The sequence below is a fragment of the Halomonas sp. AOP22-C1-8 genome, assembly GCF_052378905.1.
Lineage (GTDB): Bacteria > Pseudomonadota > Gammaproteobacteria > Pseudomonadales > Halomonadaceae > Vreelandella > Vreelandella citrativorans.
In genome coordinates, this window is the sequence record NZ_JBQSYD010000014.1 from 16,019 (window position 1) to 30,605 (window position 14,587).

Below are 14,587 nucleotides of genomic sequence, written 5' to 3' on the forward strand. Positions count from 1 at the left end.
TAAGCATCCCTGATAATGGCATGCTGCCTTATTTAACGCTCCGCTTTCGGGTTAGAAAGGAAGGTTTGATGGCGCTATATCCTCTCCGTAGCCAACCTGATGTTTGACGTTGCTGTCATCATTGCGCCTATTTTTTTGCTGATTGGCGTCGGCTATTTTTCCATGCGAATTCGCATTCTTGACCGCGAGCAAATGCAGGGAGTTGGGCGATTTGTGCTGTATATCGCGCTCCCTGCGCTGTTGATCCGTGCCCTTACCCAAAATCCTCTTGAAGAGGTGTTTAATATCCGTTACCTGTTAGCTTACGGGCTAGGGTCGCTGGGTGTTTTTGCCGCTGCGCTGGGTTATAGCGTAATGTTGAAAAAGCATACGCTTACGACCGGAAGTATTAGCGCGCTGGGAATGTCCGCATCAAACAGCGCGTTTAGTGGATATCCGGTTGCGGTAATGATTATTGGCCCTCCCGCCGCTAATTTTTTAGCCTTGAATATGATCATCGAGAATTTATTGATCATCCCGCTGGCGCTTATTCTTGCAGAGGTAGGGCAGCAAGCCGGGCATGGCGTTATTAAAACCCTGCAAAAAACGCTTCGCCGATTGGCCAAGAACCCTATCTTGATTGGCTTGTTTATTGGGGTATTGATTGCTGTAACCGACACACCTCTACCCGCCCCTGTTATTCGAGCAGTCGATATGCTGGCAACCGCAGCAGGTCCTGCTGCATTGTTTGCCATCGGTGGCGCACTCTACGGACTGCAAATACGTGGCGTAGTGGGCGAGGTGAGCCAGATCGTCACGGGCAAGTTGATCCTTCATCCGCTTGGCGTGTTTATCTGCATGTGGTTGATTGCAGGTAATGACGCGTTACTTATCGCTGGTGCACTGCTGTTTGCCAGCGCGCCCATGGCAAGTGTCTATCCTTTACTGGGGCAGCGTTATGGTATGGGGAACGTGGCTGCCGGTGCATTGATGGCGAGCACGCTCATGTCCTTTGTTACCATCAGCGTCATCGTTGGGTTGATGACCTATTTTGATGTGTTGCCTTGATTGCCATTGGCGGCAATAAACGCTTTGGCTCTTGGATCCTGCAGATAGGCGATATTCAGGCGCAGCCATGACGTTGTTTGATTGTCAGGGAAAAACAAGTGGCTGGGCGATAGCATGATGTCAAAACGGCGTGCGCTCGCCATTAGTGCTTCCTTCTCCACCGGCGATTTGGCCCATACAAACATGCCGCCTGCCGGTTCAGTGAATACCTCCCAACCGACTTGCTTGAGCTGTGTAAGCGCCAGTGCCATCTGGTTGGAGAGTCGAGTTCTTAAGCGTTCAGTGAGTTTTCGATAGCTGCCGTTTTGAAGCAGCGTGATCAGCACCTGCTCAGCAAAACGCGAGGAGGAAATACTGGTCAACATCTTGATATCCACAAGCCGTTGCACTAGTGAAGGCGGGGCGGCTATAAAGCCGACCCGCAGCGATGAGGTGAGCGTTTTGGAAAAGCTGGACAGGTAAATAACCCGTTTAAGACCATCCAGTGCGGCGAGCCGTGTGGTCGGGGTGTGCTGAAAATCAGCGTAGATATCGTCTTCTACAATCGTGAAATCGTACTGCTCGGCGAGCTGTAAAACGCGATGTGCAGTCGCCGGTGTGAGCGTACTGCCGGTAGGGTTATGAAACACGCTGTTCACGTAAAAAAGCTTGGGACGGTGCTCTGCTAAGAGGGCTTCCAAACGGTTAATATCCGGCCCATCAGTAAGGCGCGGTATTCCTATCACGCGAACGCGCTGTAAATGCAGCAAGCCGAATAGGTTGTAATAGCCCGGCGATTCCACAAACACCACGTCGCCGGGTTCAAGCAGCATTCTCACCAATAAATCCAGTGAATGGCTGCCGCCGCTGGTCATGACAATTTGCTCAGCACTTGCCGATATTGCGAGGGGGCGCAAGCGCTCCTGGATTAAGCTGCGAAGCTCCTGCAGTCCTTGGGGCGTGCTGTATTCAAAAATTCCTGATTGGCTTTTACGCGCCACTTGGCGAATGGCGTAGGTCAGGTATTCGCTCTCGCGCCAAGCATTAGGCAACCACCCGCAGCCCAGTTTTAGCGAATACTCATTAGCGCTAAAAAGCCCCCACAGCCCATTGGTAACTTCTTGAAGAGGGGTAGAGGCTAACGATGGTTGGGGGGTAACAGCAGCGCCATCAGAGATAAAGAACCCGGAGCCGGGTCTTGAGCGAACCAGGCCAATAGCCACCAACCGTTCGTAGGCGTCAATAACCGCATTACGGCTAATATTGAGGTCTGCCGCTAGGCGGCGTATGGAAGGTAAGCGACGCCCGCCCGCTCCATTCTCTTGAATCCAATGGCGAATACTCTCTTCAAGCTGCTGCGCAATTGGGGAAGCGGCATGTCGGTCGACCTGAAGTTTCATAAACATCTCTGCTGCCGGCCACTGTTCTCAAAAACGCAGGAACAGTGCTTGGGTAATGATGGACAAGTGTACCTTACCTCTAGGCGGGATGGGTGCGAGCGTAATGGCTTAACCCATGACCCGTTTAGGAAAAAAGATGGACCGATATAACGCGCCCCGGTTGGCTTTTGCACTATTTATGATTACCACTGCGGTTAATTTACAGGCACCGCTTTACGATCTCCTGGCGGCGAAAGCAGGCGTCGGCGTGGGCGCAGCCACACTCGCGTTTGCTTGTTACGTTGTGGGCGTCATGCCGGTATTGCTGGGGCTTAATGGGCTGGCGGATCGGGTGGGGCCTAAACCGCTCATCATTGTCGCGCTTCTGCTCTGTTTAAGTGCCACTGCGCTAACCCTGTTGATGCCTGGCTTGATAACGCTGGGGGTTGCGCGCTTTTTATTAGGCATTGGCACCGGGCTGACCTCAGCCGTCGCGCCTGGATATATGCATCGGTTACTTAATAGTGACGACAGTCGCATGGCAACGACGTACGTAACGTCCAGTACCGCACTTGGGTTTGGTTTGGGTGCGGCGGTTACCAGTTTGTTTATTCTCCATACGCCCAGTGTGACGCCGCCAAGCCTATGGCTGTATCTGGGCGTAGGCACCATTGCGTTAGTTGCAGTGATGCCACTAAAAAATATCGCACCTGCTGCTACCCAAAGTGCGATGTGGCGACTGCCAGGTTATCCGCCGGGAACACTGAGCTTTGGGCTGGCCATTTTACTTGCATGGGCAACCGTAGGGTTGGTGATTGCTATATTGCCCTCCACGTTAAGCCAGAGCGGTTTAACACCCTGGAGTGGTTTTGCCACGTTTGGCATTTGCAGCTGTGGAGTACTGTTTCAGCCTTGGGCACGCGCCTTGGCGCCCGTGAAGGCCACGGTGCTGGGGTTGATGATCTTACCTCTCGCCTACGGATTAATTGCCTGGGGCGCCCTTCAAGGAAGCCTGGTAGCTGTGTTACTGGGAGCAGTTGCGGCCAGCAGCACCTGCTATGGGTTTATCTATTTGGGTGGCTTAAGCGGAGTGCTAGCCATTGCTGGTCCGTCTTCTACCCAGGCAAGCGCCGGCTATTTTTTGATGGCGTATGTGGGATTTAGCCTCCCGGTAATGACAACGGGTGCCCTTGTTGATTCAGTAGGCCATGTAGCCGCATTGACGCTATTTGGCGGGGCGTTACTGGTGGGTTCCATTGCCACGGTTAGTTTGCTGCTCATCGGCCGGAACAAGCCTTCCAAGCGGCTGACGGCCATTCGCCAGCCATAAATCGTGCGCTTTGCTTACGTGTGTCGCTCAATCAGCAACCCACAAGAGGGCGCTGCCCACAGCGTGTCTGCGGTGAACACCACATCGCATACGACCGGTACGTAGCAGCGGCGCACCTGCTCATCAATCCGTGCGCGTAGGTCATCCTGAGCGGTTAACGACGTGGTGATGCCTTCATCAGGCAGCACCACGTGCACCATAACGTAAAGCAGGCGCCCTGGACGTACCATACGCACACGGACTTCTTGGGTATGCGTTTCTGCCAGTGCCTGAGAGATAGCGTCGCGCACAGGAGCAGCAATGGCTTCTTCGGGCGTTTTATTGAGTAACTCCTGCAGCGCTTGGGAGGCCATGCGTACAGGCACGCCCAGGCACAGCACGACGACCGCAATAACCAGTACCGAATCGATATACGGCACTAGCGTGTTCAAATTTAACTGCTCAAGGAGTACGACCAGGCAAAATGCCGCGAGAACTGCTGCGGAAATCACGCTATTGACGATCCAGTTAAGTTTGTCGGCCGCGATCAGAGGGCTTGCGGTATAGCGTTGACTGCGGTGCATTACCCAAGCGGTCAGCGAGCAGGCAAGCGTGGCAAACAGGGCATAGATGACCGCAAGGCCCGCTGCAATCTCTCGCCCGCCAGAGAGGAGCGCGACAATGGCATCGACTAAAGCAAAGATGGAAACACCCAGAATTAATAACCCTTTACACAGGTTAACCAGCGACTCGAAGTAACTGTATCCAAACGGATAAGATTCACTATCAGGACGGCTGGCTAATTTACTCACCTTGATCGTCACTAAAGCTACACTAAAGTAGATTAGGTTAAATAACCCATCGAGCAAAATAGCCTGGGAATTGGAGGCGAGTGTAGCGGTAATTCCGGCACAGCCAATCAAGAGCGCCATAAAGGCGGAAAATGCCAGTGTACGCGTTTCTGTTTTCATGGATATTTGGCCCCACCGCCAGTGATATAACCCGCAAGCATAGCAACATTTTTCATCTTTGAACCAACGAAAGCTATGCATTAAGGCCACAAAGGCGAGTGACAAAGTACTCACAAAGAGAAGGACGTTATGCGTCATGCCAAGGACTTAACCTTTTCGCTATTAACCCCTGAAGACGCTGTCGACCTGTTGGCGTTTGAAACCGCCGAACGTGCCTGGTTTGAGCAGCATATTGAAGCGCGTTATAGGCATTTTTATACGCCTCAAGGCGTCTCACAGCATATTGTTGAGTGCCTTTCCCTGAATGCCCAGCGTCGAATGAGCCCGCTGTTGATACGCAAGAGAGGAATGCTTATCGGCCGCGCCAATTTGCGCGATATTGACGAACACCAAGCGAAGGTAGGTTATCGCATTGCAAAAAGTGCCTGCGGTCAAGGAGTTGCTTATAGGGCGCTTAAGCATCTAATGAAGGAAGCGCGCGGTGTCTATGGTCTCACTACGCTAACGGCGATTGTTTCTGTCGAGAACGATGCCTCTCAGCATGTGTTGCAGAAAGCCAGCTTCGATGCCATGGATATCTTGCCAGCGCACTCCCAAGTGGCCGACAAGCGCGTTGATTGCCTGGTATATCAGTGTGCCTTGAAGGCAGTCTGCTGAAAGCGGCGTTATAAAGCCTAGCAACGCTCTGTGCTGCGTACCTTGGTAACGTTAAAAAGCGTGTACTACCTTGAAGGCATGCCGTTGATCAATACGCAGCCAATCAGGAGGGGCTAACGATGCCAGTGTTAAGCGCGGGTACAGAACAGGGAACGCCGGTAAAGATTCATTACGAGGTATACGGTGCAGGCAAACCTGTGGTGCTTATCCATGGATGGCCATTAAGCGGCCGTTCCTGGGAAAAGCAGGTACCAGCGCTAGTGAAGGCGGCCCGCATGCGATTAACACAACCCACGCTGACGAGTTTAATAAAGCGCTGATCGATTTTCTTAATGCTTAACGGTTAATGGTTGTAAAGCGCTTCTAACGCCGCCTATCAGGCGGCGTTTTCGTTGGGAAAACCAACAGGAGATTTCTTCAAAACAGAAAATCGGCTAAAACACTATATTGTATTTTTGGTTAATAAAGTGCAATTATGGCGCCTGAGATCGACTCATCAGTTAATAACGACAATCGTCAGATACGGCGGCATGAACTATGCACAAGCTTGAGAAGCTAACCCACTACACGCATGGCTATTTGACGTTCAAGGGCCATGATTACGCGATTATCGAACTGCCCAAATTACTCGGCGAGACGCTTCACAAGCTGCCCTATGTGCTGCGCCTTCTGCTTGAAAATATTATGCGTAATACGACGGGGGAGGAGCGCAAGCGCAGTGCTCAAGCGCTGTTGAGGTGGCTGGAAAACGGCACGAGCAGTGATGAAATCGCCTTTCAGCCGGGGCGGATATTGATGCACGATACAACGAGTACACCTGCGTTAGTGGATATTGCCGCTATGCGTGACGCGATACGTGAGGCAGGGGGTGACCCTGAAGTGCTTAAACCGCATTTACCGGTAGATGTTTCAGTAGATCATTCGCTTGCTGTAGAGGTGTTCGCCAGCAGCAGCGCCTCAGAGGACAACCTTCAGCACGAAATGCGCCGTAACCGCGAGCGGTATCGTTTTTTACTCTGGGCCTCTAATGCACTTGAAGGCGTGACCATTCATCCGCCGGGCACCGGTATTATGCACACGCTAAACCTTGAGCAACTGGCCACCGTCGTAACCACTCAAGAGCGTGGCGGCGAATGCTGGATGGTGCCCGATACGATGATAGGTACTGATAGCCATACACCAATGGTTAACGGCATTGGTGTATTGGGCTGGGGAGTAGGTGGCCTGGAGGCGGAAACGGTAATGTTTGGTGTGCCCACCATGCTACGCATTCCTGACGTGGTGGGGGTTAAGCTGACAGGCACACTGGCGCCGCAAGCACAGGCCACCGACTTGGCGCTGATAGTTACTCAGCGCTTGAGGGCGCTGAACGTAACGGGCAAGTTCGTTGAGTTTTTTGGACCGGGCGTGAGCACATTAACGGCCGGTGACCGTGCTGTCGTGGCTAATATGGCGCCTGAGTACGGCGCCACTACCGGTTTTTTTGCGGTGGATGAGCAAACCCTGCGCTATCTTGACCAAACAGGGCGTTCAAAAGAAGCCGTTGCACGGGTAAAGCACTACTGCAAAGCGACAGGACTGTGGTTTGAAGCCGATGAGCAGCCTACCTATACACAGTGTATAGAGATTGATTTAAGCGGTATTGGTGTACAGGTAGCCGGGCCTACGCGACCCCAGGATGTGCATGACTACACCGATGTGGGAGAAGTGTTGTCACAGCTTGAATTTACGCCAAGTGCAGCACCTCACCGCGCAGTTTCAAACCTGCCCCGCCACCCCGTAGCGATTGCTGCCATTACTAGCTGCACCAACACGAGCGATCCACGCCTTATTATCACCGCAGGGCTATTGGCCAGAAAGGCTCGCCGCTATGGATTAACACCGCCTGCTTGGGTAAAAACCTCGCTTGCTCCAGGCTCACCAGCAGCCGCTACCTATCTCAAACGGGCAGGGCTAATGGAAGATCTGGCCGCTATCGGTTTTGATATCGTCGGGTATGGGTGTACTACCTGTATCGGTAACTCGGGGCCATTGCCCCCAGGGATCAGGCAGGCACAGGAAGCAGGCAACTGCCGTGCAGTAGCAATGCTGTCGGGGAATCGAAACTTCCCAGGACGCGTGCACCCAGATCTTGACCTGGGGTTTATCATGTCGCCTGCGCTGGTCGTGGGTTTTGCCTTGGCCGGTAATGCCGAGCATGATTTCAAAAAGCCACTGGCGGAGTATGAAGGTAGGAGTATCTACCTGCGTGACCTATGGCCTGCCAGGGAAGACGTCGATGCCGCGTTAGCCGAGGCGCTGAACGCTGCCGATTTTGCAAAAGATTTCAAACAGGCAAGCCGTAACACCCGTTGGGAGGCTCTGGATGCGCCTAAAACAGCGACCTTCCCATGGGAGGAAGCCTCTAACACGCTGCGCCGCCCACCGTTTGCTTCGGTATCCGAGGGCAGCCAGCTAGGCCATTACACTGCTTACCCGCTGCTGATAGTCGGTGATGATGTCACGACCGACCATATCTCACCTGCCAGCGCCATCCCGGCTGATAGCCGTGTCGCTGACTATCTGGTTGAGCGCGGTGAACGTCGTGACGATCTGAACGTATTTGCCTCACGCCGGGGCAATTGGGAGGTCATGGTAAGGGCCGCCTTCCACAATAAAACGTTAAAAAACTATCTCGCCCCTGATGCACCGGTTGCACATACGCGTCATCTACCCAGCGGCGATGTTATGCCTCTTTTTGAGGCAGCCAGGCGCTACCGTGAAGCCGATGAGTCCGTTGTGATCGTCGCGGGTGAGCGCTACGGTATGGGGTCATCGCGAGACTGGGCTGCAAAAGGTCAGCGGTTGCTGGGCGTTCGTGCGGTGCTCGCCGCAAGTTTTGAGCGTATTCACCGCTCAAACTTGATCGGCATGGGAATTTTGCCGCTGAGCTTACCCGCGGGCGTTAGCTCAACCACGCTGAATATTGAGCCGGGTGATCAAATCGACATTCAGGCGCAGGCCGAAACGCTAACCCCTCGTACTCGAATTACGGTTAATATTTTAAGAGCGGAAGGCGAGATAGAGTCGCTAATGACTATCGCCCAGGTCGATACGCAGGCAGAAATTGTACTGCTTAAAGAAGGCGGCGTTATTCCCTCTCTACTGAAAAAAACATTGGCCTGAGTAATGCTGGCCAAACCCTTCATAAGGAAAGTGATAAGTGAACGATATTAACCGCTTAAGAGATCTAATGGCGCCTACCGGCGTGTTGCGCACCACTATTAACGTGGGTAACCCAATTTTGGCGAGGCTCGATGCTGATCAGCAGCCCTACGGCGTTTCGGTTGATTTGGCAAAGATGATTGCGCACAGGCTGGACGTTGAGCTTGAGCTTCAAGTATATGCTTCCGCCGGTGAGGCCGTTGCCGTTGTCAGCGATGAAAAGGCCGATATGGGCTTTTTTGCGCTAGACCCCAAGCGTGCTGAAAGTATTCAATTTACTGCGCCCTATGTGCTGATTGAAGGCTGCTATCTGGTGCGCGAGGATTCGCCAATTACTGATCAGCAAGAGGCTGACCGCCATGGACAGAAGATCGTGGTTGGTAAGGGCAGTGCTTATGATCTTTACCTTAGCCGCGCTATTCAACACGCCGAGCTGGTTAGAGCACCTACTTCTCCGAAAGTGGTGGCGTTCTTTATTGAACACAAGTTGGATATCGCCGCAGGCGTGAAGCAACAGCTGGAAGCGGGTATTGAGGAGTTTGGTGGTTTGCGGCTGTTGCCTGGGCACTTTATGACGATCCAGCAGGCGATGGGCGTTCCGAAAAACCGGCCTCGGGAAGCCGCTGCTTTTCTATCCGCGTTCATTGAAGAGGCAAAAGCGGAAGGGGACGTTGCTCGCTTGTTAGCCAAGCATAATATTCAGGGTGCTTCGGTCGCGCCAAGCGCGTAAAGGATAGGTCGTGGTTAATAGCGCATCACCTCTTACCGCTGAGCGTTTGGCAAAGCGTATTCACACGTTGATTAATGAAGAGGCTATACCCGTAGGGAGCCACCTGACGGAGGCGAGCTATGTAACGAAATTGAAGGTCTCCCGTACACCCATTCGTGCGGCCTTCCAGTTTTTGGAAGAGCAGGGGGTGGTGAAGCGCCAGCCTAATCGCGGCTTCTTTTTAGTGGATACCAAGCGTGGGCTTTTTGCCGATGCTGACGAGCCGCTAGAGCAAGGCTCTTCTATCTCGCCACTGTGTTTTACGATTGGCATCGATTATTTAAATAATCAGATCGCCGGGAAAATTACCGAGGCGGAACTTGCCAAGAAATATACGCTTGGTCGCAGCACGATTCTTCAAGCGATGCATGCCATGGAGGCTGAAGGCTGGGTGTCCAGGCTTTTGGGCTATGGCTGGGAATTTAACGAATTCTTAACCTCTCAAGCAACGTATGATCAGTGTTTTCGTTTTCGTTTGTTAATTGAGCCCGCCGCGTTAAGAGAGCCTGGCTACCAGATTAATAAGAAAGCCTTCAGGCAGTTAAGGGAATCGTTAACGGAGGCAGTGTCTCAAAAAGGTAGCACGATATCTGAACGTCAAATGTATATAAACGGCACCTACTTCCATGAAAGCATCGTTAACGGCTCAAATAATCAGTTTCTGATTGAGAGCCTTAAGCGCGCTAACCGGTTGCGTCGCCTGATTGAATACCACGTTTATGCCCGGCGTGAATCGCCAGTGCCTGAGTATAAAGAGCACTTGGCGATTCTTGATCTGCTGGAGGCGGGGGATAATCAACAAGCGGCTGTTTATCTAACGGAACACCTGGAGCGAACGCGTCAGGAAAAAATGCGCATTGTCCAAGGTGTTTTTGCCCGTTAACGGCACGGCAGGGAAAGATGAAGCTGCTTCTTGCATGGGCATCTTCGCCTATGTGGCTTATTCCTCAATCCACACATCAACCCCTTTAAAACTCACCTTCCAGGTACGCAGCGTGACGCTGTCATCTTCTAGACACTGGCCGTCTTCCAAACGAAAGTGCTGTTTATAAATGGGTGAAGCCACCACGGCGGCGCCCTGTATATCGCCCACAATGCCGTGGGCAATCACATTGGCGTTGGAAAACGGGTCGTGGTGGTCGATGGCGTAAAGCTCACGCGGGAGGCCCGGCAAGTAGAATAGCGCGACTTGCTTTGGCCCCTGTGGCGTTTCAAGCCACGCAGCAACACCGGAAAACGCGACCAGATCGGCTTTACTGCACAGTTTCTGGCCGGTCGGTGCCTTTCTGCTTTGTGTAACTGTTGCTTGCTTCATTGCGGTAGCGGTCATGGAGTAGCCCTTTGAAATGATGGTGGTTAGGCAGGCCGTAGCTGGCCGCGCTCACTGGTCATGATGATCGATGGGTCGGGGCGGCTGTCGTTGACGTAGCTTCTAAAGCGCTTGAGCTTATCCGGGTCACTGATGGCGCCTGCCCATTCGCACTGATAGTTATCCACCACGGTTTGCATCTGGCGCTCCAGTTCATCACCCATGCCCAGGCTGTCGTCGAGAATTACCTCTTTCAGATACTCCAGCCCGCCTTCCAGGTTTTCCCGCCATACCGAGGTGCGCTGCAAGCGATCCGCTGTGCGCACGTAGAACATCAGAAAACGGTCGATGGTGCGGTAGAGGGCTTCATCGTCAAGATCGGTGGCAAACAGCTCCGCATGGCGTGGGCGCATGCCGCCGTTGCCGCACACGTAGAGATTCCAGCCGTTTTCGGTGGCGATAATGCCGATATCCTTGCTTTGCGCTTCGGCGCACTCGCGGGTACAGCCTGATACGCCAAACTTGATCTTGTGCGGTGCACGAAGACCCTTGTAGCGGTTCTCAAGCTTGATCGCCATGCCCACGCTGTCCTGCACGCCGTAGCGACACCAGGTGCTGCCCACGCAGGACTTCACCGTACGCAGTGACTTGCCGTAGGCGTGGCCGGTTTCAAAGCCGGCTTCGATCAGCTCGCCCCAGATCTCAGGCAGGTCTTCCAGGCGGGCGCCGAACAGATCAATCCGCTGGCCGCCAGTGATCTTGCTATAAAGGCCATACTTTTGCGCTACCTGACCCAGCACCACCAGTTTATCCGGCGTGATTTCCCCGCCTGCAATGCGCGGCACGACCGAATAGGTGCCGTTTTTCTGCATATTGGCCATGAAAGTGTCGTTGGTATCCTGAAGCGGAATATGCGTAGCGTCGGTAATCGGCTCGTTAAAGCAGGAGGCGAGAATAGAACCTACGGCAGGCTTGCAGATATCGCAGCCCAAGTGGTGGGTGCTAGGCGCGCCGTGCTTTTCGATCAACTCGCTGAAGGTCTTGATGCCCTCCACGCGCACGATGTCGTAAAGCTCTTGGCGGGTGTGCTGAAAGTGCTCGCAAATCGACTTGTCCACCTCAACGCCGCGTGCGGCCAGCTCATGATCCACCACGCTTTTCAAAAGTGACGCGCAGCCACCGCAGCCGGTGCTGGCGCGGGTGTCACCTTTCACGGATGCCAAGTCGCTGGCGCCTGCGTCAATGGCCGCGCAAATGCTGGCCTTGGTGACGTTATGGCACGAACAGATCATCGCGGTTTCCGGCAGGGCATCCGGGCCAAGTGCCGGGGCGGCGTCGCTTTGCGGCAAAATCAATGAGGCGGGCTCTTTGGGCAGCTCGATACCGTTGGCGTAGTACTGAAGCAGGGTGTCGTAGACGCTGTTATCGCCCACCAGCATGGCGCCCAGGAGCTTCTTGCCGTCGCTTGAGACCACCATCTTGCGGTAAATCTGGGTAAGTGGGTCAAGGTAGCGAAACATCCGCGCGCCGGGGTTTTGATTGCCGTGGGCATCGCCAATCGAGCCGACATCCACGCCTAACAGCTTGAGCTTGGTGCTCATATCAGCACCGGTAAAAGAAGCGTCGCCACCGGTGAGCGTCGAAAGCGCTGTTTTTGCCATCTGATAGCCAGGCGCCACCAGGCCAAAAATGCTCTGATTCCACAGCGCCACTTCGCCAATGGCTAAAATCGACGGGTCGCTAGTCTGGCACTGATCGTTAATCACCACGCCGCCGCGCTCGCCGACCTCCAGGCCGCACTCCCGGGCCAACTGGTCCCGGGGGCGAATACCCGCCGAGAACACGATCAGGTCAGTTTCCAGTATTTTGTCATCCTGAAAGACCATGCGATGACGGCTGGTTGCGCCATCTTCAATGCGCTGAGTGGCACACTCGGTGAGTACCTGAACACCCAAGGCTTCGATTTTTTCGCGCAGCAGCTCGCCGCCCTCGCTATCCACCTGCATGGGCATCAGACGTGGGGCGAACTCGATTACCGCGGTTTCCAGATTTAAACCGCGCAGCGCGTTAGCCGCTTCCAGACCCAGCAGGCCGCCGCCCACCACAACTCCGGTGGCCACACTTTGCGCTGCCTCGCGGATGGCGTCCAGGTCGTCCAGCGTGCGATACACCAGACAGCCTTCGCGATCATTACCGGGAATGGGCGGCACGAACGGGTAGGAGCCGGTGGCCATTACCAGCTGATCATAGGCGTAATGGCCGCGCTCGGTGGCTAGCGTTTTTGCCGCGCGGTCGATGGAGACCACCGCTTCGCTGCTGTTGAATGTCACGCCATGGCTTGCGTAGTAGTCGGCATCGCACAGGGCCAGCGCTTCAGCGTCGCGGCCCTTGAAGTATTCAGAAAGGTGCACGCGATCATAAGCACGGTGGCGCTCTTCGCCAAACACAGTGACGTTCATCTGCGACAAGGCGCCGTTTTCAACCAACTGTTCGACCAGGTGGTGGCCGACCATACCGTTACCAATAATAATTACGTTGCGTTTAGAGGTGGTGGACATGGCTAAGCTGCCTCCAGCGTCGATGAGGGAGTGGGTGGGGTATCAAGAAGCAGGGCGTTGGCATCGGCTTCACCGAACAGCAACGCTTGGCGGCAGGCGCCTAGATCGGTTTTGGCCAGCGCCTGGGCGAAATACCAGGGGCCGGAATGGGTATCGCCATACAGCACCGCGCCTTCAAGCCTTCCGTTGCGCAGTAACAGGCGGCGGTAATCGCCGCTTTCCGGGTCGCTGTAGTGCAGTACTTCATGCTCCGGCGCAGCCTCCGTGGGGCCAAACGCGTAGAGGGCCAGGCCGCTGATTTTAAGCTTGGTTGCGGTTGGCGCCTCACTATAGCGGGCGCTGCCATCGCCACACAGCGTGTTGGCTAGGACATCTACTTGGCGCCAGATTGGCTCGACCAGGCCGTAGGTGTGCTGCTCGAACTGGCAGCACTCACCCAATGCGTGAATACGCGGGTCTGAGGTGGTGAGCGTGTCATCAACCATGATGGCGCGCTGCGTTGCCAGGCCTGCCAGATGGCCAAGTTCTGCGTTAGGTGTAATACCGGTTGCCACGATGACGCTCTGAGCAGGCAGGCGCTGGCCATCCCCGAGTACAACAGCGGCTAAGTTGCCTGCGCCATCGTCTTCAAAATGGCGGATGCGCGCATTGGTTAAGATGGTCAAGCCACGCAGGGTAAGCGTCGTTTCAAGCAGCCCAGCGGCCATGCTATCCAGCTGACGATTCATTAACCGCTCACTGCGCTGTAGAACGCTGACGCAGGCACCCCGCTTGCGAAGCCCTTCGGCGGCCTCCAGGCCCAACAAACCGCCGCCGACCACCACACATTCGCCGCCCTGTAGGGCAAGCGTTGCAAGCGTGTCGGCATCTTGCAGGGTACGAAACCCATACACGCCGTTAAGGCCAATGCCGGGTACCTCGGGCATTGTCGGGCGTGAGCCGGTGGCAATCACCAAGCGGTCATAGGTCAGCGTGCGGCAGGTAGTGACAACACGCTGCTCTTCGCGGTTGATCTCCAGCACGCATTCATTCAGGTGGAGGGTGATACCTTGCTTGGCGTACCACTGCGCATCCCGCAAGGTGAGGGCGCTAGGCGGCATTTCATCGGCGAGCAGTGGCGATAGCAGTATCCGGTTATAAGCGGGAGATGCTTCTGCACCAATCACCGTTATCTGCTGGGGTCGATGAGACAATTTAACGACCGCCTCTAGCAGTCGCTGGCTCGCCATGCCGTTGCCGATAACGACTAAGTGATCATCAGACGAGCACCGAGGGATAGCGATCATGGGTTGCTCCTTACTGTTTAGCGCTTGGCTACAAATGCCTATCCACAAATACTCGGCAGCGCTGAAGAAAAGCCAATAAAAAAAGCCCCTGAGTCAGCGTCCCGGGCAAGTGGATTGCC

Annotated in this window: 11 protein-coding genes; 6 read left to right on the plus strand and 5 right to left on the minus strand. The window is 54.5% G+C overall.

Translation table 11 applies throughout. The features are described 5' to 3' along the window. Positions 1-99: 99 nt before the first annotated feature. Positions 100-1,047: an AEC family transporter gene (locus ACT3TY_RS09380; RefSeq protein WP_444628006.1), complete on the plus strand. Its 948-nt coding sequence runs from the start codon at positions 100-102 to the stop codon at positions 1,045-1,047. On the opposite strand, the gene ACT3TY_RS09385 is transcribed toward ACT3TY_RS09380, so the two are convergent. After that, a complete protein-coding gene (locus ACT3TY_RS09385) occupies positions 1,026-2,426 on the minus strand; it encodes an aminotransferase-like domain-containing protein (RefSeq protein ID WP_444628007.1) in 1,401 nt (466 codons plus the stop codon). The genes ACT3TY_RS09380 and ACT3TY_RS09385 overlap by 22 nt on opposite strands. Positions 2,427-2,562: 136 nt before the next feature. Here ACT3TY_RS09385 and ACT3TY_RS09390 point away from each other — a divergent pair, with 136 nt between their 5' ends. After that, entirely contained in the window at positions 2,563-3,735 is a 1,173-nt protein-coding gene (locus ACT3TY_RS09390) for an MFS transporter (protein ID WP_444628008.1), read from the plus strand. A gap of 14 nt (positions 3,736-3,749) precedes the next feature. Here ACT3TY_RS09390 and ACT3TY_RS09395 read toward each other — a convergent pair whose 3' ends face one another. Then, positions 3,750-4,685 (minus strand): cation diffusion facilitator family transporter, encoded by a 936-nt coding sequence (locus ACT3TY_RS09395; RefSeq protein WP_441678500.1) that lies wholly within the window; start codon positions 4,683-4,685, stop codon positions 3,750-3,752. 129 nt (positions 4,686-4,814) lie between these two features. On the opposite strand from ACT3TY_RS09395, the gene ACT3TY_RS09400 reads away from it, so the two are divergent. The 4 genes from ACT3TY_RS09400 (at position 4,815) to ACT3TY_RS09415 (ending at position 10,198) form a co-directional block, all read left to right on the plus strand. Further along, positions 4,815-5,342, plus strand: coding sequence for a GNAT family N-acetyltransferase (locus tag ACT3TY_RS09400; RefSeq protein WP_172118062.1), 528 nt, complete (start codon positions 4,815-4,817; stop codon positions 5,340-5,342). Between the two features lie 537 nt (positions 5,343-5,879). Further along, the gene (gene acnA, locus ACT3TY_RS09405) at positions 5,880-8,507 is read left to right on the plus strand and encodes an aconitate hydratase AcnA (protein WP_444628009.1); all 2,628 of its coding nucleotides are present in this window, start codon (positions 5,880-5,882) and stop codon (positions 8,505-8,507) included. A 37-nt stretch (positions 8,508-8,544) separates the two neighbouring features. Then, a complete protein-coding gene (locus ACT3TY_RS09410) occupies positions 8,545-9,276 on the plus strand; it encodes an ABC transporter substrate-binding protein (protein ID WP_441678495.1) in 732 nt (243 codons plus the stop codon). Positions 9,277-9,286: 10 nt separating this feature from the next. Further along, positions 9,287-10,198 carry a GntR family transcriptional regulator gene (locus ACT3TY_RS09415; protein WP_441678493.1) on the plus strand — a complete coding sequence of 304 codons (912 nt, stop codon included), beginning with the start codon at positions 9,287-9,289 and terminating at the stop codon, positions 10,196-10,198. Positions 10,199-10,255: 57 nt separating this feature from the next. Here the strand turns inward: ACT3TY_RS09415 and nirD are convergent, their stop codons facing one another. Genes nirD through ACT3TY_RS09430 form a run of 3 tightly spaced genes read right to left on the minus strand, consistent with a single transcriptional unit; the run spans position 10,256 to position 14,468 of the window. Beyond that, positions 10,256-10,645 (minus strand): nitrite reductase small subunit NirD, encoded by a 390-nt coding sequence (gene nirD / locus ACT3TY_RS09420; RefSeq protein WP_444628010.1) that lies wholly within the window; start codon positions 10,643-10,645, stop codon positions 10,256-10,258. Positions 10,646-10,671: 26 nt separating this feature from the next. Continuing rightward, positions 10,672-13,182 (minus strand): nitrite reductase large subunit NirB, encoded by a 2,511-nt coding sequence (gene nirB / locus ACT3TY_RS09425; protein ID WP_444628011.1) that lies wholly within the window; start codon positions 13,180-13,182, stop codon positions 10,672-10,674. Positions 13,183-13,184: 2 nt separating this feature from the next. Then, the gene (locus ACT3TY_RS09430; protein ID WP_444628012.1) at positions 13,185-14,468 is read right to left on the minus strand and encodes an NAD(P)/FAD-dependent oxidoreductase; all 1,284 of its coding nucleotides are present in this window, start codon (positions 14,466-14,468) and stop codon (positions 13,185-13,187) included. Between the last annotated feature and the right edge of the window lie 119 nt (positions 14,469-14,587).